Source organism: Hominimerdicola alba 8, assembly GCF_000178155.2.
GTDB lineage: Bacteria > Bacillota > Clostridia > Oscillospirales > Ruminococcaceae > Hominimerdicola > Hominimerdicola alba_C.
The window spans coordinates 61,673-86,620 of sequence record NZ_ADKM02000066.1 but is presented as its reverse complement, the minus strand read 5'-3'; the positions used below and the strand labels follow the sequence as shown (position 1 = coordinate 86,620).

The following is a 24,948-nucleotide window of genomic DNA, read 5'->3' as shown; positions in this document are numbered from 1 at the left end:
CGGCATTCCTGCGTTCGTGCCAATAATTATGAATTAAGAATTATGAATTATAAAAGCGGTTTTTTCTTCATCTGACCAGCATTTCTGGGGAATTTCTCAGGCGTGGCTGTCAGCTTGCGTATCAGTATCAAAGTCCTGCCGTCACCGCTCGGTAATGTATATTCAATGACTTTCTCGGTCTTGCCGCCCAGCAGTTTTATGGCAGGCTTTGCGATATCCAGTTCTTCCGCGCCGCTGCTGCCTTTAAGTGCCGCAAAAAGTCCCCCGACTTTTACAAAAGGCAGACAGTATTCGCAAAGGTCGCGCAGATTTGCCACCGCGCGCGCAGTCGCTATATCGAACTGTTCGCGGTAGTCAGGCTTTTTGCCGAATTCCTCAGCGCGTCCGTGTACGCATTTCGCATCAAGCGACAGCGCATCTGAAATACCCTGCAAAAAATTCACCCGCTTGTTAAGACTGTCAAGCAGTGTCAGACTAATGTCATCTCTGAAAACTTTCAGCGGACATGACGGGAAACCCGCCCCTGTGCCTACATCTATCAGGCTCGCCCCCTGCGGAAGTTCAAACAGCGTAAAGGGATATATGCTGTCAAAAAAATGTTTCTCGGCTATGCCCTCAGGGTCGGTAATAGCAGTCAGGTTGACATGCTCGTTGCGCTCACAGAGCATCTCGGCATATTTATCGAGCCGCCCTGTCTGTTCAGCGGTAAGGGCGATACCGTTCTCATCAAAAATCTTAAAATCTATCATGCTAAAAAATGTACCCGCTCGCGGGGAACTTCTCCTTAAATAAACCATCGGGGAAGTATCCGCCCAAAAGCAGAACTCCGCCCCATACCATTAATTACGAATTATAGATCAAATGCGCATGTGCAGCTTTGCCGGACGGCAATGTTCCCGCCCAAAATCAAAACTTTGCCCCATGCCAATAATTATGAGATCCCGATCTCGTTGTGTATCAACGATTATGCAAAATGGGTGTTATCGTATTTCTTTCCCCGCCTTAGGCATGGAAAGAAACACACAACCAAATTGGGATATTATAGATCAAATGCGCATGTGCAGTTTTGTAAAACGGCAATGTTCCCGCCCAAAACCAAAACTTTGCCCCATGCCAATAATTATGAATTATGAATTATAAATTATGAATTATAAAGACCGCCCCGCGCTTATAAACGGAAGCGGTCTTTAGTTTGCAAATTAAAGGTCGATCTTCTGATCGCCGTCGCCCTTGTCGTTGACGGTGTAGTAAGCTACGCCCTCTTCAGGCTTGATATACAGCTTAACAGACTTAGGTGCCCTGTGACCCTTAGCCTTGTAGTCTTCCTTAGCAGCCTCTACCAGAGCGGCAACATCTATCTGCTTGTCAGCAAACTCAAGATAGATGACATCCTTCTCGGCAGCCTTTTCAACTACAGCTTTGGTCTTGGCAGCAGCTTTAGCAGCGGTCTTCTTTGCAGCAGTCTTGGTCTTAGCAGCAGCTTCCTTTACCTCAGCTGCAACCTCCTTAACATCAGCAGCTACATCAGCAGCCTTCTTCTCTACTGCTGCTTTCTTCTCAGCAGCTTTCTTTGTGTTAGCCATTTCCATGCTCTCCTTTTCCTATTAAATTTGCGAATATCTGCTGTTTACTTCTTGTCAACAGCGTCCTTAAGAGCCTTAGCAGCCTTGAAAGCAGGTACCTTTTTAGCAGGTACATCTATCGGCTCTTTAGTTGCGGGATTGATGGACTTCTTGGCAGCGCGATCTCTTACCTCAAAGGTGCCGAAACCGGGTATAGCGACTTTGTCGCCCTTCTCCAGAGCCTCAGTGATAGTGCTTATAACAGCATCGAGAGCTGCTTCAGCGTTCTTCTTGGTGCTGCCGTTCTTTTCAGCGATAGCAGCCAGCAGTTCAGCCTTCTTCATGTTAACTACCTCCATATAATGTATCGTTGTCAGCCGTACCCCTTTGGTACGGTAAGCAGACTTTATCAGGTGTGTCCCGAAGCGGTCTTGATTTATGTTGATATTATACCCCATTAACAGCCCTTTGTCAATCAGAACATGCCTATTTTAGGGCGTTTAACGCAATCTTTGTAGCCTTGACTAAATTTGCGAGCATTCTTTCAAGTATATTTTGTGTTTATTCACACAATGTTTAATAAGTTTCTGTAACGCCCTATTTTGGGGATAATCTGCGTTTACCAAAGCTGACTTGTAAAAAGCAGTAAGCAGATATACGGCTGTTAAATATGACCGACATTTTAAGGCATTATCTGTAAAATGATGTCGGATATAAGTGATATATGTCAGAAATGTAACGGACTTCGGAAGATCTTCCGCCGTAAAGCCCCCCGCAGACCGCTCTGTCATTTTCCGTTTTCTGCACAGCAGTCAGCCGTACCCTATAGCAATCTGCCTTAAAATTCAGACAAAATCCAGTCACAAAACCCATAAATCCCAGCTTTTGTGAATTTAAAAAGTTGGATCGCTATAAGCAAAAGCAGACATTCCGCACGATGTAAAAGCCGGAATCTTTTTGAACTAAATGGGTCAAATTTCATAAAAACTATTGATTTTATTTCAATAATGTGTTATAATAGCTACAAATGTAAGAGCGGAACTTTTTGGAATTCACAATTCATAATTGTTGACATGTGCGAAAGTTCTGCATTTATGCGAAAGAATGCGTTTCGGAGCGTAGGGCGGGGGCTTGCTCCCGCCGAATGACCGAATGCGGCGTTTAAGATGGGGCAATTCCTCGCCTACCGAGATGTTCGGCACACGCGGGGCATTCAAAAAACAACCCAAAACCAAACAACGCGGGCAAAACAAAGCCCTGATACCTGCCAAATAGCCTGCGTTGGCAGGCGGCGCACAACATCAGCAAAGCTGATGTTTGGGGTATGTGGGTAACGTTGACTGCGTCGAACGTGGTCAGCCCCCATTTAAGATAGGAGTAAAAAAATGGCTACATCTACACAGCTTGTATGCCCGAATTGCGCGGGTACTTTGCAGTTTGACCCAACTATCGGGAAAATGAAATGTATATTCTGCGATTCGGTGTTTTCACAGGAAGAGGCTGAGCAGTTCTTCGCTCAGCAGAATGAAGAGGAAGAAATAAAGGAGTCTGGCGCTGACTGGGGCGAGGACGCTGACGGTATGCGTGCTTACAGCTGTTCCACCTGCGGGGCAGAGATATTGTGCGATCAGAATACCGCCGCCACAAGATGCCCCTACTGCGACAATACTACTGTCATCGAAGCACAGCTTTCGGGTGCGATAAAGCCCGATGTTGTGATCCCGTTCGCGTTCACTAAGGAACAGGCGATGGAAAAGTACAAGGGCTATTACGAGAAGAGAAAGCTGATACCTAAAGATTTCCTCAGCGGAAGCAGAGTTGAGGAGATACAGGGCGTTTATGTACCTTTCTGGCTGTATGACGGTTCGGTGAGCATCGATGCCGAGTTTGAGGCGGCTGATATTACCGATAACGGCACTGAGATAACAAGGAAGATATACAAGGCTGATCGGCGCGGAAATATCGCTTTCGAGAATGTACCTGCCGATGCTTCAAAGAGAATGCCCGATGATATAATGGATTCGGTAGAGCCTTTTGACTTCGGTCAGCTGAAACCGTTCTCGATGACCTACATGCCGGGTTTTCTGGCTGAGAGGTTCGATGTTGAGGGCGATGACGATCTTGAAAGAGCCGAAAAGCGCGTCACCAACACAGCAAAGCAAAAGACCAGAGCGACCGTCAGACACGATGAAGTCACCGAAACGCGGGGCGATTACAAGGTCAACTACACTAAAAAGAAGTATGCGCTTTTACCCATATGGTATCTGACGACTTCTTGGAACGGCAAACAGTGGAATTTCGCGATGAACGGTCAGACAGGCAATTTCACGGGCGACCTGCCTGTTGACGGCACAAAGCTGGGCATTATGACAGGCGGTTCAGCGCTGGCGGCAGCAGTCCTGCTGTATCTGATAACAAAGAGCATACCGTTTATTCTGGGTGCCGCACTGGTGGTGGGTCTGATAGTTTTCCTTGTTGCAAAGGGAAGCATGAAGCCTGTACACAAGGCGACACAGGCTAATGAGTACATGGCGAAAAAAGTCAGCCTTGTTTACTCGACCGATGATTATGTGCGAACTGAGCGCAAGAAAAAAGAACAGCGGCAACAGTCATAGAATAAGTGATCCCCTGCCTTGCGGCGGGGGATCTTTTGCGTTGTTTTTTCCGTTACACACCCTATAACGGCAGTCTGATACTCCGTGCGGGTGTTTTTTTGTGTCCGAAAGTGAAAAAATGATGAAACTTTTACACAGCTATTGACATTTTCACGCAAAAGGTGTAAAATTACACCAAAGAAGAAAGAGTACACTTTTGGAGAAGAATGCACCCTTTTCGTGCCGCTAAGGGTATCGGGACGGGCGCATGGGATAACTTAAATTGTGAGGGATAAAATGAAGCGCGATGAATTCATAGCCATGGTGAGCAGGAGCGTCAAGCTGGTGCGGGCTGAGTACGGTCTTAATCAGGACAAGATGGCGCACTGTCTGGGCATATCGAAGAAAACACTGGTGGAGATAGAGAAGGAGCGCACGCTCATCGGCTGGACGGGCGCGGCGGCGCTGGCGGTGATATTTTCTGACAGCACCGTTTTGCAGAATTCTTTCGGCGGCGAGATGAGCGACCTTGTAAAGGCGCTGGCTTTCGATGAGACCAGCATCAACTTTCGTCAGACTCACGGCGGGAAAGTATGGTGGCGGCAGATAGAATCCACCGAATTATGGAAGATACAGCAGAACTATATCTCACAGCACTACCGTCTGCTGACTGCGGGCGACCGCTGTGTGTATTCATCATTCAGCCTTGAAAAGGTGAGAAAAGCGGCGGCGGAATATTCGGCGCTGATACAGAACTGATGGTGCGCAATGCCGCGATAAGGCTTGTGTCAAACACGGTGATGTTTTACATCACGCTGTACCTGTTCACGAAAACCATCAGCAAGGCAGAAAGCGGCGGCATACCGTTTTTTAGGTCGGGGGCTGACTATGTCTTAACAGCGGCGATATTGCCTGCGGCGTTCATTTTTGCCTGCCGCGCCTTATCAAAAAAACTGCCTGTACACAATAAATATGCAGATGCGGCGCTATGGGCGGAAGTTTTCATATTACTGCCGCTGATAACGTATCTGCTGACCGTATAACATGGAGATGATACGATGAAATGGGCTTTGACAGGCAAAACATCACAGCATTTCTTTCGGCTGATATATGGCTGATGTTTAAAGGCGCATCTAAAGGCGCAGCTGAGTTTTTTATAGTAAAAGACATAAAAAATTTCACATAGACTGCTCGCAGATACTGCGATAATGGTATCTGTGAGCGGGATATGTATGAAATTTTATGTCGTTTACTATATATCGCCAGCCGTAGAAGATACTATAGTTTTCGTACTGTTACAGCTGGCTGTTATAGCTGTTTATTTTATCAGACCGCTGACAGTGAAAAAGTTCAGGGCGGTCTACCGGGGCGTTTCGGAATTTTTTGTTCTGACAACATTTTTATTCCGGGGCATTATAATTGTTGGTCCTATATGGACATGGAGATGATAGAATGAAGAATTTATCAGCGTTTTTTACCACAGCCTTACGAATACTCTACACGCTGATGGTGGCGATGGCGGCGGTGTTCGCTGAATACTCCCTTATCAAGGGACTGCGAAATGACATCATATTCGTTTTCGGGTCGAAAGTACTGCAAGTTGCGGCTTGCGTGCTGATAGTTCCCATATACCTGCTGGCGTGCTATGCTTTGGCGAAAAAATACCCGATAAAAAGCACTCCGCTGAATATACTGTGCTGGGTGTTCGCGCTGGTGATAGCACCGCTGTTTGTGCTTTTCAAACTAATCTAGCGGGCAAAACCCACAAAACCGCGACAAAATATTTGTGTAGGATAACACCGCAAAACTCTGCGGCGGCAAACGTATATAAAAGGAGATGCCATGAAAGCACAGAAACTCACGGCGGCGGCAAATATCGCGGCGTATGCGCTGATATTTCTGTCGGGCTGGCTGATAGTAATATTATTTGACCTGACGGGTGCTGACTGCGAGTTTTGGAATATGACAGCACACCTCGCATTTGCGGCAGTCGGTGCCGCACATATCATCATAAGCATGGCATGCGCCGCTGTTTTCTTTGGTAAAGACAGGGCAAAGCGGCGCGGTCTGTTCGCTTTTGATGTGATAATGACGCTGTTCCCATACGCATATCTCGCCGCAGTGAATTTTTACCCTGCTGTTGATTTTTTGTGAACAGTATGTTATAATAACGATATATCCAAAAGGTAAGACAACATACCACAGAAAAAATCCCCCACGCGGGTCACTATAAGGAGATAATCATGTTTAGTTTGCTGGTAGTACTATGGTGCTTGTCGCCTATATTTCTTCTGCCGATATCAATATCGCGAAGCAGAGAACTGAAAAAAACAAAACACTTTATCAGACGGCTTTTATATGATAACCGCATAAGCAGTCACGAAATGGCGACCTTAGATGCAGACCCAAGACGCAGAATGCCGCCGCAGAACGGTGTGTATCCTGCGGCAGGCGTTCCTCAAAGACAGGGCGGCATGCCGCCTGTACCTCCGCAGGGTGTACCACCTTACGGCAACATGCCCAACGTCAACATGCCTTACGGCAGTATGCCGAGCGGTCAGCGTACTGCGGCTAACACGCCTTATCAGCCTGTGCAGACGGTCGTCAAGACAGAAACAAGACCTGCGGCAGAAATTCACAAGCAGTTTGCTGAGAACGAAGCTGTCAATAATTTGAATAAGCTCCTCAGCGAAGAGGCGAAGACCGTTCAGCAGAGCGCTGAGGCTGTCAGCAAGGCAGAAGAGAAGCCTGCTGTCATAGAGAAAACACCTCAGCACCATCACGACGGCGTTGACCTTATCAAGCGTGATGATGCAAAAGCAGAGCAGACTGCTGAAAAAGCCGAAAAACCTGCTGAAATATCTGAAACCAACAACTTAGAAAATACTCAGCCCGAAAAGGGACAGAGCGTTCAGCCGAGCGGCAGAACCGTTCAGCCGTATGGCACACCCGCACAGCCTGCAAGACCTGCGGCGGCGCAGACAATGCAGAGCTATAAAAACAGACCTCTGCCAAGCTGGGCACAGCAGAAGCCCGAAAAGATACGCCAGCCGCGCCCCAAGCGTCAGTACAGTTCGGCGGCGATATTCACGGGTATAGGCATAACCTTTATCGTACTGGCGGGCATGATATTCTCAACAGCGTTCTGGGTATCCATGAGCGACTGGGCGAGAGTCGGCGTGCTGGGCGCACAGGCGGCACTGTTCTTCGGCATTTACGCCGTTGCAGACAAGAAACTCAACATACACGGCACTTCTGCCGCGATGTACATACTCGGCTCGGTCTACACGACCATAACCTACATAACCACAGGCTACTTCGGCTTGTTCGGTGCATGGTTCGGCATCGAGGGCAGGGGGCAGATGCTTTTCTTAGCGCTGGGCGCACTGCTTGTGGCATTCTTCTCGGCGCGGGCCATGAAGATATTCAAGAAACCTTTCTGCGAATATGCGGCAGTCTTCTCGATGGCGATATCGGGTACTTTCCTGCTGGGACAGATAGCCAACTATTTCCAGCGCAACTACGCCGCCTTCGCACTGCTGATAACTGCGGCAGGCACAGCTTTCACAGCAGTATACCTTTGGAAGAGATCAAGGGGCTATGAACCCACAAAGGTCATCTACTGCCTGCACATACTTATAAGAGCGGCTTACCTTGTCATGGCGGCACCGATGCTCCTGATGGATATGAGCGAAGGCGCAGGCTACGGCTGGACGGCATTCGGCTGGGGCATCTGCATCATACTCATGGGCGAATGCCTGTGGCACGCGATACGCCTTAAGAGTGAGAAATGGCTGATGGCACACACAGCATTCATTCTCGCAGGCACTTTCAGCCTTTACCTGAACATCACCGACTACAGTGTGTTCGCGCTCATCGCGGCTATATTCGCGATGGTCGGCGGCTGGGTATATGTATGGCTCGAAAAGACCGACAGGATAACATTCAATGCCGAACGCACCTACTATATAATAAGGATACTTTTCGCGGCGGCGGCATTGTTCTCGCTGTTCACGTTTGAATACTCTGCTGTTCAGTATATCACCGCAGGTCTTATCATCACAGACTTTGCGGTACTGGCGGCTGTACGCCGCAAACAGCACGTTCTTATACCTAACTGGGCGGCTGTTACAGCACTTATGTTCAACTTCCTCTACCTTGCAAAAGATAACGAAGCATTTAATAAGGCAGGTATCGGCTTTGCGGAAACGACCCTGATAATACTTGTTTTCGGCATAGTCGGCACAGCATTTTGCAGGATACTCGACAAGCTGAAAAAGTCCCGTGTCGATACAGGACTTACCATCATACTGATGCGTATAATAATGGGTCTGCCCGCATTGGTGACTCTGTTAAACCAAGAAAATTGGGACGCTTTACACTGGACGATAATGGGTCTTATGCTGGCAGAACTGACCGCATATGTCATCATCAGGCGTTCGGCTGAAACTGTCGTACCCCAGTACATTTTACTTGCATGGAGCGTATACAGGCTCATGCCGTACAGACTGTACGGTGCTGAACGCTTCCAGTGGTTCAGCCTCACTATCTGGGGAATATGCGCAGTTGGTACTGCGGCATACCTGATACTCAGAAAGTATGGGAAGAACCTCTTCAAGGCAGGCAATATAATAGCTATACTGCGTACATGCACAGCAGTTATCTGCATGTATCAGCTGATGACACAATGGCTGGAATGGATATGGGCAGACTGGCTCATGGCAGGCGGTATAACTGCCGAACTGCTGATACTCGCGATATATATGCGCAGTGAGAAACTGCTGTTCGCACATGCTCTGTTCCTGAATGCCATACTCTTTGAGTGCGCGTTCATTATCGATGATATCGGCACTTTCGCGTTCTGGGTGACTGCACTGCTGGCGGCATTCACTATGCTCTACACTGCCATCGGCAAAAAGAACAAACTGCGCTTCGAGGCTTCACATGTCATCGCATTCATGCGGGTGATATACGGCATGGCGGCTATTGCTGTGGTACTGGCAGACTTTATCAGATGGAACTACGACTGCTTCGGCATTTGTGCAGTATTCGCGCTGGAGATGCTCTATATCGGCATAGTGAAGAAGAGCGAGAAGATACTCTTTGCCCATGCGCTGGCACTGACACTGATGCTGTCAAAGCTGGGCGAATACACAAGAAGTTACGAATACTTCGCGCTGATGCTCTGCGGCGTGGCGGCAGTGGGCACACTTGCTTACTACCTGCTGTACAGGGCTGACAGGCTGTCATTCAAGACCCCGAAACTGCTTAAGGCAGTACGTACAGTATATGCTGTGCTGAGCATGTTGGTATTTGCGGCATACGTACTGAACTTCAATTGGATAGCGCTGACCATAGCTTGTCTGCTGTGCATCGAGGGTCTTTTCTACGGCATAGCACTGAAAAACGAGCGCATAACGGGACTGCACGCTCTGTTCCTGACATGCGCGCTCTGGCAGGCAACACTTCCGCTTGACAATATCAATTATTTCGCACTTATCTGCTGTGGTATTGCGGCTGTGGGAACATTCGTATACTATCATCTCCGCAGGACCGACAAACTGCTCTTCAAGGCAGACTATGTGCTGGCAGGTGTAAGGTCGTTCTACGGCATCATCTGCATCGTGTCAGTGCTTGACGAGCTGAACCGCCTCACATGGATACAGGCTGTCATCGCGGCGGTCATCACCATAGAACTGACCTACTACGGCATCCGCACCAAAAACAGGCACATGCTGCGCGGTCAGGGCTTCGCGCTGATGGCAACATTCCTGATAGTTACCGAACTGCTGGACAATAATATAAAACTGCCTCCGCATTCGTCAACGTTCATCTTAGCTATGTTCACTGCGGCAGGACTGGTGCTTTACCGCATGTTCAAGCCGCTGTACACAAAGACCTCCGACCTGCTGTTCATGGCGGTGCTGTGTCTGAACGGTTTCTCACTGATGCAGGATGCGGCGCTCCCCTACGGCGTTATAACGATGCTTATGGTGGCAGTGTTCGTTACAGTCGATGCCTTTGACGATGAACACTTCCTCAGAAAGCCCATGCGTATAATTCTGCCTCTGCCTGAGATAGTAACAGCTTCACTGCTGGCTGACTACCTCGACTGGCAATACAAGATGCACTGTCTGCCAATGGCTATGGCGGTATGCGCAGGCGTTCTCTGCGCGGCGGCGTACATACTCAGCTTTGGCAGGCGCGAGGACAAGAAGTTCAGAACGATGAAGTACAGCACCGAAGCGGGTGCTGTGATAGCACTGATGAATGCGGCAAACAGCTACAGGTCTGTGATGGCGGGTGTATCTGTTATGATAGTCAGCGCGGCATTGTTCGCGGTGATACACCTTTCCAAGAAGAACCTGCATGCGGCGCTGCCGATAGCGACATTGTTCATGGGCGCATCGATGACAGCAAATTCGATATGGTACGACCCGATGCGTGCAGGAAATGCGATGGTAGTCTTCTCGATGGTCATGACAGCACTGCTGGCGGTGACATCGCGGCTGATGTTCGCTGAAAAGCTGATAAAGAAGGACGAGGACGGAAAGTTCCACATAGACATAGCGCATTTCGGCATACTTTTGAGCATATTCAGCTGTCTTAGTGCCATAAGCATGATGTTCCCGCAAAGGGCAAGACTGTTCATAGCCCTGCTTGAACTGACGGTGTTCCTTGCAAACTTTAGCAGGCGCAGACACAGCACAAGGGCAAACCGCACAGCCGTCACACTTGCGGCGGCATCGGCAGGTCTGGCGCTCATGGTAAGACCTTTCATGGTATTTGAGAACAGCATGCTGACCATGAAGATAATACTGCTGATAATCGTGGCATTCGGTATGGCAGTGAAGAAGATATGGGCAGACGAAGAAAAGATATCCCGCGAATTCAGTCAGGCGGTATTCATGGCGGCATTCATCACGCTGATAGTTGACGGTCTGATGAACCAGTCGCTTACCAACTCGCTGATAGTGCTGAGTGTTTCGCTGGTACTGCTGATATACTCCTTCATCAGGAAGACCAGAAGATGGTTCCTTGTATCGGCGGCGGCTCTGCTGGGTCTGACGCTGTACATCACAGGTGATTTCCTTGCGGCTGTGGCATGGTGGGTATACCTCCTGCTGGCAGGTATCGTACTGATAATCGTAGCCGCTCTGACAGAATACTTCCGTCAGAAAGCCGCCAACAACCCCACCGAAGAACGTTTCTTCGTAGACTGGAAATGGTAGGTCCTAAGGTCCTAAGCGCGGACGGCGCGGCTCGCCGCCCCATAGATGGCAATGAAGATAAATTTCGTGTGGCGGCGGGGCAAAGTCTGTGACAGGCTGAATAAGATAGCGGAGGTCATGTGTGTTGCATGACCTCCGCTTTTTATGGATACGCTTATGCAGGAGAAATAAGGGTTCGGCATTTGTGACTGTGTCGGCATTTGCGGCTGTGTCGGCATGGGTGAACTATTTCATTTCAGGCGGAGCGAAAAAAATGGCGGAGAACGCAAATTCTCCGCCTTTATTATGATATATCACGAATTGAAGCACAGCTTGATTATCTCTTTCATCACGCTGTTGTCGTTGTTTGAACCTGTTGAGAAGTTCGCGGCTTTTTTTACCAGCGAATGCGAATTTTCCATTGAAAAGCTGTAGTAGGAATTTTCCAGCATCTCAATATCGTTGAGATAGTCACCGAAAGACATCGTTTCGCCGTAGTCAACGCCCAGCCTGTTCTGCATCTTGTGCAGTGCCGAACCTTTTGTTATGCCGTGATTCATTATATCGACCCAGCATTCGCCCGAAAGCTGAACGTTGAAATAATCGCCGTATCTGGCTTTCAGCTTGGGATAAGCGCCGTTTTCGATGCCGCCCGCCTGCATTATGGCGACCTTGAATATCTCATCATCGAAAGAAGAAAGGTCATCGAGTTTCTGCTGGTTGATGTAGTACTTCGCTATCTCAGCTACATGTGACGGTTCAGCAGAGTTGTGCCATGTGCCGCGTTTGCCGCAGAGCAGTACCGTCAGCCCCAGTTCTTCACAGTAGCGCACGATGTTGCGCACAGCGTCATCTGGCAGTACCGACATTGACACCACTTCGCCCTTATCATAAACATAAGCGCCGTTGTCGCATATGAAGATAAGGTCATCAACATATCTGCCGAACTGCTTGCGCAGTGTGCAGAAGCTCCTGCCGCTGGAAACGGCGAACCGAATGTTGCGGCTGGTCAGGTCTTGCAGTACCGTGTCGAAGTTTTCGGGCATGCGTTTCTGGTCATCGAGCATTGTTCCGTCAAGATCGGTGGCGATAAGTTTTATCATGCTATACCTCATTTCTGGCTATAAACAGGGTGTTTCCGCACTTTTTACACCATTATTATAAATGATTTTACTAAAGAAATCAACCATTTTTTCTCCTGTTCGTCAAATTTCGGAAGTTTCTATAGAATTATTCAAAGCCTTTTACCCGCCTTGATTATTTTGCATAATACAACTGCGATCCCGTTATTTATATTTTTGGCAAGTATTTTCTCAGACATGATCGCAGGCACTCAGATGAAAATTTGTTATGCCTATTGCTATGAATTGTAAACTAAATACGATTGTCCGAAAAAGCCTTGACAACAGGAATGATTTGTTATATAATAAAATTAATTTATGGCGGTATTTTCTGCAAAAAGGGTGTGTATGATATGAAAAGTCTGGTTTCGGCATCTCTGCTGGGGTGTGATCTGGCAGATATCAGGAGTGAGATAAAAAACATCGAAAAAGCGGGGGCTGACTGGCTTCACTGTGATGTTATGGACGGCTGTTTTGTCAATAATATCAGCTTCGGCACACCTGTGCTGAAATGCGTGAGGAAAGCGTCCGACCTGCCGATGGATACCCACCTTATGATAAATGACCCCATTCGCTATATTGACGATTATGCAGGTCTTGGCTCGGATTATATCACTTTCCACCTTGAAGCCGCGCCCGACCCGCAGGCTGTTATCGACCGCATACACAGTCACGGCAAATTTGCCGGAATATCCATAAAACCTGCGACCCCCGTTTCGGAGGTCGAGCCGTACCTTGCCACTGCCGACATGGTACTTGTCATGACAGTTGTTCCGGGTTTCGGCGGGCAGAAGTTCATACCTGCCACCCTTGAAAAGATAAGCGAGATACGCTATATGCTGGACAGCATGGGCAGAGATAAGGTATTTATCGAAGTCGATGGCGGCATAAACGCTGAAACTGTAAAGTTCTGCCGTGAAGCGGGTGCAGATGTGATGGTTTCGGGTTCATACCTCTTCGGTGCTGAGGACAAGTCAGCGGCAGTTAAGTCGCTGAAAGTCTGACAGCCTTTTTTCAAAACGCTTGCTATGATAATCTATATAAAAAATTGCGTGGACGCTCTTTCATGTCCACGCAATTTTTGTTTACTATACATATTTCATATCTTCCAGATGTTCTCCGCGTAGTCCTTGATCGTTCTGTCAGAACTGAACTTGCCTGCGTTGCAGATGTTCAGCCAGCACTTTTTCGCAAAGGCAAGTCGGTCTTTGTAGTCTGCATTCATGCGGAGTTTGGCTTCGATATAGCTGTTCAGGTCGCCCAGAACATAGTAGTGGTCGGGCACATGCCAGCTTGCGCCGTCGGTGAGCGCCTTGTAAAGTTCCCTGAACGAACCCTCCTGATCTGAGGGCACGCCGCCGTCTGAGAATGTGCCGTCTATCAGCTTATCGAGCACACGCTTTATCTTCCCGTCCTTGAAGAGGATATCGCGGGGATCGTATGCGGGCATTATCTCAGCCAGTTCTTCGACCCTTGCGCCGAAGATATACTCGTTCTCTTCGCCTGCTTCTTCGGCTATCTCCACATTTGCGCCGTCATAAGTGCCGAGAGTGACTGCGCCGTTGAGCATCAGCTTCATGTTGCCTGTGCCGCTGGCTTCTGTGCCTGCGGTGGATATCTGTTCGGAAACATCAGCCGCGCAGACCAGCTTTTCAGCGTAGGAAACGTTATAGTTCTGCACGAAGACAACTTTCAGCTTGTCAGCAGTTTCGGGGTCGGCGTTGACATAGTCGCCTATCTCGTTTATCAGCTTGATTATCGCCTTAGCGCGTCTGTAGCCCGGTGCAGACTTCGCGCCGAAGATGAAGACGGTGGGTGTGAAGTCCTTTATCGAACCGTCCTTTATGCCGAAGTAGATATAGAGTATGCCCAGCGCGTTGAGGAACTGTCTTTTGTACTCATGCAGGCGCTTTATCTGTATATCGAATATCCAGTCGGGGTCTATCTCCTTGCCGTCATGTGCTTTGATGAAGTCGGCAAGCTGGTGTTTTTTAGCTTCCTTGACAGCCATGAACTCGTTTAATACGCTTTCGTCATCAGCGAATTTTTCCAGCTTTTTCAGTTCATCAAGGTCTTTTACCCAGTCGGCGTTCCCGAGAAGTTTGGTTATCATCGCTGAAAGTTCGGGGTTGCAGAGGGCGAGCCATCTGCGCTGGGTGATGCCGTTTGTCTTATTCTGGAAGCGTTCGGGGTAGAGTTCATACCACTCTTTGAGGGCATCGTTTTTGAGTATCTCGGTGTGTATAGCCGCCACGCCGTTGATGTAGGAACTTACGAATATCGCCATAAACGCCATTTTCACCATGCCGTCACCAACGGGAGCCATTTTGCGTATCTGCGCCTTATCAAGACCCTTTGCGTACATATCGGCATAGAAGCGTTCATTTATCTGCAAAATAACGGCGTAGACATCGGGCAGTACTTTCTCGACCATTTTGCTGTCCCATTTTTCGAGGGCTTCAGCCATTATGGTATGGTTTGTATAGTTGAAGACTTTATGGGCGGTATCGAACGCCTTATCGAAAGTGAAACCTTCCTTTATCAGCTGGCGGATAAGTTCGGGGATAGCGATGACGGGGTGGGTATCGTTCAGCTGAATGGTAACATAGTCGGCTAAATTATCAAGAGTGCCGAAGCGTTTCTTATGCTTTCTCAGCGCATCGGCAACGGAAGCGGCAGAGAAGAAGTACTCCTGTTTCAGGCGGAGTATCTTGCCTGCCTCGCAGTTATCGTTGGGGTAGAGGACTTTTGAGATATTCTCGGCATCGTTCTGTGCTTTGACAGCGCCGTCGTAGTCACCGCTGTCAAAGGCGGCGAAATCGAAGTCATCTGCGCTTTCAGCCTGCCACAGTCTTAGTGTGCCGATATTTTTAGTACCATAGCCGATTATCGGCATATCGTATGGCACCGCGAGAACTTTTTGATCGCCGTAGGTTATTTCGACTGAATCTTCCTCGCGCCTTACCGACCAGGGGTCGCCGTACTTAGTCCAGTTATCGGCTTCTTCGTGCTGGAAGCCGTCCACGATGGACTGTTTGAAAAGACCGTACTTATAGCGTATCCCGTAGCCGTCCAGCGGTATATCGTGGGCGGCGGCTGAGTCAAGGAAGCAGGCGGCGAGTCTGCCAAGACCGCCGTTGCCGAGAGCGGCATCTTCGATATCCTCCAGTTCAGCGAGGCTTCTCCCCTCAGCTTTCAGGGCTTCATCGACCACATCAGTCAGCCCAAGACACAGCAGGTCATTATAGACAGCTCTGCCCATAAGGAACTCCATCGAGAGGTACATAGCGCGTCTGCCCGCGAGGTGCTGTTCGGTGCTTTTTTTCCACTGTGCTGAGATATCCTCCATGACTACCTTCGCGATACTGTCATGCAGCTGGTGGCTTTCGGCGCTTGCGATATTTTTCCCGAAGCTATGCTCCAGCATTTGCGCGAGCCTGCTTTTGAATGTTTTTGTGTCCATTTGGATACTACCTCTTTTCCTTTTATTATTCACTTTTCGGTGTTTATTATTCGGTCTTGATATGGGTGCGGGAGTGTGTGCGGGTCGAACTTGGGGTAGGGCGGGGGCTTGCTCCCGCCGCTTGATTATCGCCATGCCGTGTTAAAACGCCGAATTATCAGGTCATCGCCGCGATGGTTTGCCGTTTTATCACTTTGGAGCGATGACCGACCGCCGAAGACGCTCCGCTGTTCGACTAGATGTCGCGGGCAATTCGTCGCCCGCACATGGTTTCTGCGGCTCGAAAGATTTTCGCACGCTCATTTCTTTGCGAATTGCCCGCTTTTGGGTCTGCACTCCCTACGTGTAGGGCGGGGGCTTGCTCCCGCCGTGTTTACCGCCGAACTTTCGGGTCATCGTTATGTCGTGTTTAACCAATTTTGGTTCTGCTTTGGTCGATGGCTTTGCCCTCTTATCGTATTTCACTTTGTTCGCCCAACTATTTTTGTTTGTCGCCTTGCTTTCTGCTTCCCCGATTGAGGGCTCTGCCCTCAAACTCCCGCAAGCCTGCTGGCGCGAGGCTTGACCGCGCGCTTTTTCTCGCGCATAGCTTTGTGTTCTTGCTCAGCTTTGTTGGGCGGCAAAGTTATCGCTGAAACAGCCCGCTTTCGCCCCTGTCAATAATTATGAATTAACTCTGTTGTATAGTTCGGTCAGTTCACTCAGCTTGTCACTTAATTTGTCGGTCAAAGTGTCCATGCTGTCAAGCCGCCACTTCCAGTTGTTGCCTACGGTGGAAGGTGTGTTCATTCTCGCGGTTGAGTCAAGTTCAAGTAAATCCTGCATCTGCGCAATAGCTGTGTCACATATGCTTGACCAACATAAACGCACCATCGCCCATGATATATCGGAATCTTTCTTCACACCCAGATATTTCTTGCAGAAGTCAATGGTCTTCTTGTCACTGCTCTTCACCCAGCCAGGCAATGTTTCATTGTCGTGTGTGCCTGTATAGCATACGCTGTTTGAGGTGCGGTAATTGTGCGGCAGATAGCCGTTTGTGCTGTCACCGTCAAAGGCAAATTCAAGTATCTTCATACCCGGATAGCCCGCCGCATCAAGCATCTTTACGACTTTTTTGGTGAGGAAGCCCAAGTCCTCAGCGATTATATCCAGTTCGCCCAGCTGACGCTCGACCGCCTTGAACAGCTTAATATCAGGTCCTTTGCTCCAGTGACCCTTACGCGCGTTCGGTGCGCCGTAGGGTATGCAGTAGTAGCTTTCAAACCCGCGAAAATGGTCTATCCTGACGGTATCGTATATCTCAAAGGCAGAGCGTATGCGCTCTATCCACCAGCGGTATTTGTCTTTTGCCATATAGTCCCAGCGGTAGAGGGGATTTCCCCACAGCTGACCGTCCTCAGAGAACACATCGGGGGGACAGCCCGCGACTTCTATGGGCTTTTTATCCTTGTCAAGGTAGAAATATTCGGGTGTCGCCCATACCTCAACGCTGTCATAAGCGCAGTATATCGGTATATCGCCTATTATTTTGATGCCCTTGTCGTTGGCATATTTTTTCAGCTTTTTCCACTGCTTGAAATATTCGTACTGAACAAAGCACCAGAAATCTATATCATCGGCATACTCTTTAGCCGCCTGCTTTACGGCTTTGCCCTTGTGCATTTTCAGCTGGTCTTCCCACTCATACCACGCCTTGCCGCCGTGTGCGAATTTAAGCGCCATGAACAGACCGTAGTCATAGACCCAGTTCTTGTTTGCTATGACAAACTTTGCAAAGCCTTTTGCGGGGTTCTTTCGGAAGCGTTTGTGTGCGATCTTCAGCACAGGGAAGAGTTTTTCATAGATAAGCCCGTAATCCACCGAAGTTTTGTCCTCACCCCAGTCGATGTCCTTGTATTCATCGGCTTTGAGGTAGCCTTCTTTTTCAAGAGTTTCGAGGTCGATGAAATAGGGGTTGCCCGCATGTATCGAAAAACTCTGATAAGGTGAATCGCCGTAGCTTGTGGGCGACACGGGGAGTATCTGCCAGCATGACTGTTTCGACTTTGCGAGGAAATCGACAAACTCAAAGGCTTCCTTGCCGAGTTTACCGATACCGTAGTTATTTGGCAGAGAACTTATGTGCATAAGGATACCGCTTTTTCTCATATAATATTTCTCCTTTATAGAGTTGATATGAATTCCGAATATTATTATAACATATATTGTGCAAAAAATCAATGGGAACAGGCTATTCTTCACGGAGATCAGATTTCGGTGGATACATACGCAAAAAAAGCGCAGACAGCCGTCCCGCCCGCGCTTTTCAGGGTAGTATACCCGATAAATTTCCGACCATGCCGAATCATCATGCCTTGCGGATAATATCATCTGCTGATGTCCGTCTTCACCTTCGCTGACTTTCACAGTTAAAGAATGGTCTTTGTCAACGTAACGGTCGGCTTTTACGCGAACTTTGCTGTCTGCGCCGTGACCGCCGCTATGGTTTGCCGTTCTTTCCGCTGTAACGGCATATTTCGTTCATGCCAACAATTATGAATATGACTATCCATTTAGCACACCAACTAAAAATGCGATAAACAAAAGGATAATTGAGCGTTGTATAGCCGCTGTTTTTGTGGTGTGTCAGCGGGATAACCACATTATGAATTAATACGAATGTCCGTTATCGCCGTCTGGTCGCCTGTCAGTGCGGCATAGACTTTCCCCGCGCCTGCGGGAAGTATTGTCGTATTCTCTATGGATATGCCCAGATTTTCTGTGCGCAGTATCACTCTGCCGCCCTTGCGGACTATACCGACCGAGCATTCCACGCCCTCCTTGTTGCGGCGCTTCCATTCGTCCCAGCCTGCAAAATCCTCTGTTTTCTTCATCTTGAAGATGTTCTCGATGCCATCGCCCGAAACTACCTCGCCGTTTAACTTTATCAGCGCATATTCGCGGTAATTTTCACCGAAGACCTGCTTGTCATCTGAATAGAATATCACCACATAAGGGCAGTGCCATACCAGTTCCGCCGCAGGCAGTGACATCGTGTGCATATCGATTTGCAGACTGTCCTCTATCAGCACGCCCTCAGTCGATACCGAACGTGTGTGGTCGGTCTGTATGTTGGGCAGGTCTGACTCCAGACGGTCGGTGTAGACTATTCGCTCGACTATCTTGCCGATGTCGCCATCTTCCATGACCTTGCCGGTTTTTTCGGTCTTTATGGAAGTCAGTCTGCAATTCTCGCCCGTAAGACCGATGTAGGAACAGCGTGAGTTATCGGGCAGTGCCACAGTCACCCTGACTGTACCTTTGGGACTTCTCATCTCTATCAGCAGATGGTCTTCATATCTGCCCGCAGTTATCTCATAGCCGCCTGCGGATCTCTCGGTCTTTTCCACCGAAACGTTCCGCGCCGCCGTTGAGATATAGTGTCCATCGAACCATAGTTCGCCAAACTCGGTGTAGCGGTAGGCTTCTATAGTCTTGCTGTCGGTGTGTATGTGCCTGTCGTAGGCATCGAAAACTATCAGTGACGGTGCAGAGAAGCCCTCGCCCGATGTGTCGGTATTTTCAAGATCAAAGGTCACCTTTGTGACCTCTTCGGTCACCGCTATGCCTGCCGACACCTGTTCGCGGTATCTGCCGCATTCGATGACTGTGTCCTCATCAGTTATATCTGCGTGTTCTTCAGCGATGTGCCTGTCCATTATAGCTACCATTATATCGGCAAACTCAGGGTCGAACTGACTGCCCGACATCTTGACAAATTCCTCGCGCACCACCTGCACCGACATCGGAGAGTGTGAGCGCTTGCCCGATATCATTGTGTCGTAGGCATCTGCCACCGCGATGATACGCGCTGTTTCGGGGATAGCATCACCTTTCAGACCATCGGGGAAGCCGCTTCCGTCATACCATTCGCCGCAGTGCCGCGCCGCTGTGCTGAGATAGGGGTACTCGCTTATACTTTCAAGTATCTCGCCGCTGATTATGGGCTTGCGCTTTTTTATACGCATCTCGCTGTCGGTGAGGTCTTCGGTCTTGCGCAGAAGTTCATCGGGTATGCCCATCATGCCCACATCATGCAGAAGTCCCGCATAGTAGACTTCTTCGCACTCTTCCGCGCTTCTTCCTGCTGTTTCGGCTATTTCGCGGGCAAGCGCCGCCACCCTTACAGAGTGTCCCTCAGCGTAGCTGTCACGCTTCTCTATCGCCGCCACAAATGCGCTTACAGTCTGCTCGAACAGGCGTTTCATACTGCGCTGTTCCTTTTGCAGGCTGTTGACCTCTTTCTCGTGTGCCATTTCAGCCGCCGCGTTAATGTCAAGGTAGCTGAACACATACAGGAACACCGATACCAGCACCATAGCCATGTTCACCAGCGAAAGCCCGTAGGTGAATATCTGCAATATACCCACCAGCACAGGCACTAAGATATACAGCACCAGCGAGATGAAGATAAGCCTGCTGAACCTGCGCCTGTTCTGCAATATGACTGTGAAAAGCACCAGCGGGCATACCACAGGCACCACGTAGCACAGCAGGAAACCGCTTCCGCGATGGTAAACGCTGTTTTCATCGATGTAGTAGTACAGCCCCGTAAAGTGCGACACCACCGACATAGCCATACCGATGACCGCGACGACCGCAGCGCCTTTCAGCCTGCGGGAAGCTCTCTTTTTGCTGCCGCTGCCGTTCAGCAGTTCATCAAGGTACAGGTCGAACACCAGCACTATGGCAGATGTCAGGAAGAACACCATGAAATTCGACAGCCGCACCATGAAGCTGCCCCACTGCGAGGTATCGCCCTTGTAGATGTACGCCGCCCTGTCAGATGCCAGCAGCAGCGTGGCGATAAGTTCCATCACCATAAGTATCTGCTTGCGCTTCTGCGTAAGGTACTTGGTGAAGAACAGGAGCAGCACTATGGTCGCGCAGACAGCGCAGAGCGCCAGCATTATATCAAGCTGATGCTCAGCTATATATCCAAACATTCGGTGCCGCCCCCCTCTGCTACATTTTCTTATCTTTTTTCTTAATACCCGCCAGTATGCCGCCCAGCGCTTCATACATGGCGAGCATTTTGCCTGTATTTGCGTGTATCTCCGCCATATCCTGACGGTCGCCTGCCTCTTCGACTATGCCTGCCAGTGCCGAGAGTTCCTTTGCGCCCACTATACGCGCCGATACCCTCAGCGCGTGGACTTTTATGGTGAAAAGCCTTATGTTGCCGCTGTCATAAGCGCCTTTTATGACTTCTGCACTGCTTTCGGCGGTATCCGCGAACAGCCTCAGCGAGATGATGTAATTAGATACTCCGCCCGAATTTTTAATGCCGTCATCGACTGACAGCCCATCGGTCTGCCTGAGCCACAAAAGTTCTTCGGGCAGTTCGGTAAGTTCGTCATTTGCCGCCCGCTGAGGTATCTCCATACGCTCTTCGGGGATATGCTTCATGATGGTCTTTTCCAGCGACTCGCCGTCAACAGGCTTTGGCAGGTAGCCGTTGAAGCCCCTTGTGCGATAGTATTCCTCGCTCTCGGCAACGTTGGCTGACAGTGCGTAAACAGGCGTTGTCTTGTCGAATTCGCGTATCTTTCCCGCGACCTCCACGCCGTCCATACCCGGCATTATAAGGTCCAGGAACACCACATCGAAATGTGTATCCGCCATTTTCTCCAGAGCGTCCGCGCCGCTTTGCGAAGTGGTGACGAACACCCTTGTCGCCCTCAGCAGACCCTTTACGACCTCCAGATTTGCGGGGTTGTCGTCCACCACAAGTATATCCGCATCGGGGGCTATGAACAGCGGGATATAAGGTCCTGCCGCCGCGCCCTCATCATGCTCGGTGAACACGCCCAGCGGTCGGGCATCTACTATGCGCTGTTTCACGGTGAATATGAACTCACTGCCCTCGCGGTAGACGCTCTCGCACTCTATCTTACCGCCCATCAGCGCCGCGAACCTGCCTGAGATATCCAGTCCCAGACCTGTTCCCTCGATGCCGCTGTTGAGTTCTTCATCAAGTCTTTCGTAGGCATTGAACAGTTTGCCCATGTCCTCCTGCTTTATGCCGATGCCTGTATCCCTGACCGAAAATCTCAGCGATGCGGTATCGCCCTCACGCTCGGTCATGGTGACACTGAGCATTATGCCGCCCACTGTGGTATATTTTACCGCATTTGAAAGCAGATTTACGAGTATCTGCTTTATCTTGCCCATATCACCGAACATTCTGCGCGGCATGACTTCATCGACAGCCACATCGAAGGTCAGCGCCTTTTCAACGCTTCTGACCCTTATCAGTGCCACCGCCGAACGAAGCATATCCTGCACATCGTACTCTTGTTCGACAAGGTGCATCTTGCCCGACTCTATCTTTGACATATCCAGCAGGTCATTTATCAGCCCCAGCAGTGATTCGGAGGCGTTGCGTATATCGAACGCATAGTTCATCACCGACATGAAGTAGCTGTTGGGAACGCCTGTGGGGTCTTCGCGCAGTAACATCTCGTTCATGCCCATTATGGTGTTTATGGGTGTGCGTATCTCGTGGGACATATTCGCCAGAAAGCGCGATTTTGCGGAATTTGCACGCTCAGCTTCCTCTTTTGCCGAACGTATCTCGTTATACTGCCTTGCAATGACAGTCGTGCGCATTACCCTCCACACGATGAACCCTGCCAGCGCCGCCAGCAGAGCCGCCAGCAGTATCTTTACCACCAGCAGTTCATACAGCCTTGCCGCCTTTGATATCATAAAAGTGCTGTCCTGCATGACCTCACCTGTATAGCGGTCAACTATCTGCAAATGCAGTTTGTAGTCGCCGTAAGGGAGATTGGTGTATTCCAGCGATGACAGTTCGCTCCTGCTGACTGTCAGTCCGCCGTCGGGACCGTTTTCGAGGAACATCTTCACGGTGGGGTCAAGCATCGTGTAATCCATCACCGATGCCGATATCTGCACGCGCCCTTTTGATGCGGGTATGTGATAGATGCCCTCTTCATCGGGGAATATCTGCTCTTCGTCGCAGTACACCGCCCTCACATCAGTCATCACCCTGTCGCTGACCTCAAAATAGTTGTTGATATTCACCTTTATCACGCCGCTGCGACCCGGTATATAAAGGTCGCCGTTATCTTTTCGGGCGCTGTATGAATTTGTGGTTATGGCATAAGGCAGACCGTTTGCAACTGTATACAGCTTGTAGTCGGTTATGTCATTATCTGCCATCGCCTTGCCGTCGATGCAGTAAATGCCGTAGGAAGATGTGACCCATATCCCGCCGTTGTCATCGAAAATCATATCGTAATTGTTGTTGTATGGGAAAGTCGTGAGAGGGGTTATCTCGCCGTTCTTTATAAATTCCAGCGAGTTTGAGGTCACCAGCCAGTAAACGCCCCTTTCCTCGTCCTTGATGACGCGCATTATGACTTCGCTGGTCAGACCGTCATCGCGCCCCAGCTTTTTCACGCTGTCCCTGCCGATTATGTACATACCGCCGCCGTCGGTGCCTGCTATGATGGTGTCGTTTTCATACTCAGCCACCGTCAGGAACACGGTGTTGCCGATGCCGTCATCAGCCCCGACAGTGCGCACTACCCTGCCTTTCTCTATCACAGCCAGACCGCCGTTCGTGCCTGCCAGCACTCTGCCGTCCTCAGCCACCGTCACGCACCTTATCTGGTCATCGGGCATGCCGCTTGCGGTGGTGAATGCTTTGGGTGCGCCCTCGCCGTTATAGCAAAGCAGACCGAGTTCGTTGGTGTAGGTAGCTATCCACAGCTGACCCTCTTTATCCTCTGCAAAACAGCGCACGCGGGAATTGCCGATATAGTCGGTCAGTTCATTGTTCTTAGGGTGACCGTACTCATCTATTATGCGCAGTCCGCTGTCAGTGCCGATGTAGAGTTCATCACGGTAGAAAAATGCCGCGTTGGACACAGCTTCTTCAAGCCCTGCCATGCCGCTGTAGTCAACGAAATTGTTGGTGACCAGCTTCATAACGCCCTGAGTTGAAGATGCCACCCACAGGTTGCCCTGATAGTCGGTGAGGGTCATCTCGACACCGCTTGTGACGGGTATATCATCAAGCATATGAATTTTCAGGTCGTTGCCAAGATAGCCGACCTTGCTGGTCGAAGACACCCAAAGTCTGCCGCAGTCAAAACTCAGCCAGTGTATACTGCCGTTCATTTCGGGGATACTGACCCGTTTCATCTTGTCAGCCTTAGTGCCGAAACTGCCGTAGAACACCTTGCTGTCATCGGTACCCAGCCACAAGTAGCCCGAATTGTCGGGGTCAGCCGCGAGGGTGGTTATCTTCTCACAACCTATCTCGTCAGATGTATAGCTTTCGGTGACTTTCTTATCATCTATCACAAATATCCTGCCGCTGGAGCATTGCCCGAATATGCGCCCTTTCGGGTCGATATCCTGTCTGAGTATGCGCTCTTCCGAAAGGTCGATGCCTTCGGGTGTGTGCAGTTTCAGTCCGCTGTCAGCATAGCAGATGCCCGTAGTAGTGCCTATAAATATATTGCCCTCGCGGTCTTCGGCAAAATTGCGTATGGACGATGACGGCAGACCGTCCTTGTAAGTGATGTGGGTGGTCTTTCTGCCATCGACCACCACCACGCCGTTATCGTTGGTGCCTACCCACACTCTGCCCTTGCTGTCCTCATAGAAGCCCCTTGCGCTGGTCAGACCCAGTGCGGGGTCTTGTCTTTCAAATGTGGTGCCGTCATATCTCAGCACGCCGCTGTAGCCGCCCACCCACAATCTGCCGTCAGATGCACTCAGCATGAACATGGCATCAGATGTGGGCAGACCGTTCGATGCGTCATAGAGTTCGGTGGTATAGCCCACGCCCTCTATCTGACCTGCCGCCGCGTATGCGCCGCCGTATTTAAGTTCGTCATCGGCGTATGCGGCAAGCTGTGACAGCCCCATAACAGCCGCCGCCAGAAGTGCAGTCAGCCTGCTTTTGAAACCTTTCATCAT

General features: G+C 49.8%; 15 protein-coding genes. 7 read left to right on the top strand and 8 right to left on the bottom strand.

The annotated features are described in order from the left end of the window. Window positions 1–47: 47 nt before the first annotated feature. From rsmG to CUS_RS06940, 3 genes are all read right to left on the bottom strand, one after another. A complete protein-coding gene (rsmG, locus tag CUS_RS06950) occupies window positions 48–749 on the bottom strand; it encodes a 16S rRNA (guanine(527)-N(7))-methyltransferase RsmG (protein WP_002848738.1) in 702 nt (233 codons plus the stop codon). A 450-nt stretch (window positions 750–1,199) separates the two neighbouring features. Then, window positions 1,200–1,583 (bottom strand): DUF6465 family protein, encoded by a 384-nt coding sequence (locus tag CUS_RS06945; protein WP_002848874.1) that lies wholly within the window; start codon window positions 1,581–1,583, stop codon window positions 1,200–1,202. Window positions 1,584–1,627: 44 nt separating this feature from the next. Next, the gene (locus CUS_RS06940; RefSeq protein WP_002848823.1) at window positions 1,628–1,906 is read right to left on the bottom strand and encodes an HU family DNA-binding protein; all 279 of its coding nucleotides are present in this window, start codon (window positions 1,904–1,906) and stop codon (window positions 1,628–1,630) included. Between the two features lie 1,041 nt (window positions 1,907–2,947). On the opposite strand from CUS_RS06940, the gene CUS_RS06935 reads away from it, so the two are divergent. The 6 genes from CUS_RS06935 to CUS_RS06905 all read left to right on the top strand — a co-directional run bounded on the left by CUS_RS06935 (window position 2,948) and on the right by CUS_RS06905 (window position 11,388). Continuing rightward, entirely contained in the window at window positions 2,948–4,177 is a 1,230-nt protein-coding gene (locus tag CUS_RS06935) for a hypothetical protein (protein WP_002848831.1), read from the top strand. 276 nt (window positions 4,178–4,453) lie between these two features. Next, complete coding sequence (locus tag CUS_RS06930; RefSeq protein WP_002848878.1) at window positions 4,454–4,915, top strand: helix-turn-helix transcriptional regulator; 462 nt, start codon at window positions 4,454–4,456, stop codon at window positions 4,913–4,915. Further along, window positions 4,915–5,199 carry a hypothetical protein gene (locus CUS_RS06925; RefSeq protein WP_002848844.1) on the top strand — a complete coding sequence of 95 codons (285 nt, stop codon included), beginning with the start codon at window positions 4,915–4,917 and terminating at the stop codon, window positions 5,197–5,199. Before CUS_RS06930 ends, CUS_RS06925 begins: the two co-directional genes overlap by 1 nt. 409 nt (window positions 5,200–5,608) lie before the next feature. Next, on the top strand, window positions 5,609–5,908 hold the full coding sequence (locus CUS_RS06915) for a hypothetical protein (RefSeq protein WP_002848770.1): 300 nt from the start codon (window positions 5,609–5,611) through the stop codon (window positions 5,906–5,908). Between the two features lie 90 nt (window positions 5,909–5,998). Continuing rightward, the gene (locus CUS_RS06910) at window positions 5,999–6,310 is read left to right on the top strand and encodes a hypothetical protein (RefSeq protein ID WP_002848735.1); all 312 of its coding nucleotides are present in this window, start codon (window positions 5,999–6,001) and stop codon (window positions 6,308–6,310) included. Window positions 6,311–6,399: 89 nt separating this feature from the next. Beyond that, entirely contained in the window at window positions 6,400–11,388 is a 4,989-nt protein-coding gene (locus tag CUS_RS06905) for a hypothetical protein (RefSeq protein ID WP_002848760.1), read from the top strand. Window positions 11,389–11,681: 293 nt separating this feature from the next. Here CUS_RS06905 and CUS_RS06900 read toward each other — a convergent pair whose 3' ends face one another. After that, complete coding sequence (locus CUS_RS06900; protein WP_002848754.1) at window positions 11,682–12,470, bottom strand: HAD family hydrolase; 789 nt, start codon at window positions 12,468–12,470, stop codon at window positions 11,682–11,684. Window positions 12,471–12,841: 371 nt separating this feature from the next. Between CUS_RS06900 and rpe the strand changes: the two genes are divergently transcribed. Continuing rightward, entirely contained in the window at window positions 12,842–13,492 is a 651-nt protein-coding gene (gene rpe, locus CUS_RS06895) for a ribulose-phosphate 3-epimerase (protein WP_037276824.1), read from the top strand. Window positions 13,493–13,587: 95 nt separating this feature from the next. Here the strand turns inward: rpe and CUS_RS06890 are convergent, their stop codons facing one another. From CUS_RS06890 to CUS_RS06870, 4 genes are all read right to left on the bottom strand, one after another. Continuing rightward, complete coding sequence (locus CUS_RS06890; protein WP_002848877.1) at window positions 13,588–15,951, bottom strand: glycogen/starch/alpha-glucan phosphorylase; 2,364 nt, start codon at window positions 15,949–15,951, stop codon at window positions 13,588–13,590. A gap of 663 nt (window positions 15,952–16,614) precedes the next feature. Further along, window positions 16,615–18,102, bottom strand: coding sequence for a 4-alpha-glucanotransferase (gene malQ, locus CUS_RS06880; protein WP_002848728.1), 1,488 nt, complete (start codon window positions 18,100–18,102; stop codon window positions 16,615–16,617). 494 nt (window positions 18,103–18,596) lie between these two features. Continuing rightward, window positions 18,597–20,939, bottom strand: coding sequence for an HD domain-containing phosphohydrolase (locus CUS_RS06875; protein ID WP_002848880.1), 2,343 nt, complete (start codon window positions 20,937–20,939; stop codon window positions 18,597–18,599). A gap of 19 nt (window positions 20,940–20,958) precedes the next feature. Further along, complete coding sequence (locus CUS_RS06870; RefSeq protein WP_002848821.1) at window positions 20,959–24,948, bottom strand: two-component regulator propeller domain-containing protein; 3,990 nt, start codon at window positions 24,946–24,948, stop codon at window positions 20,959–20,961.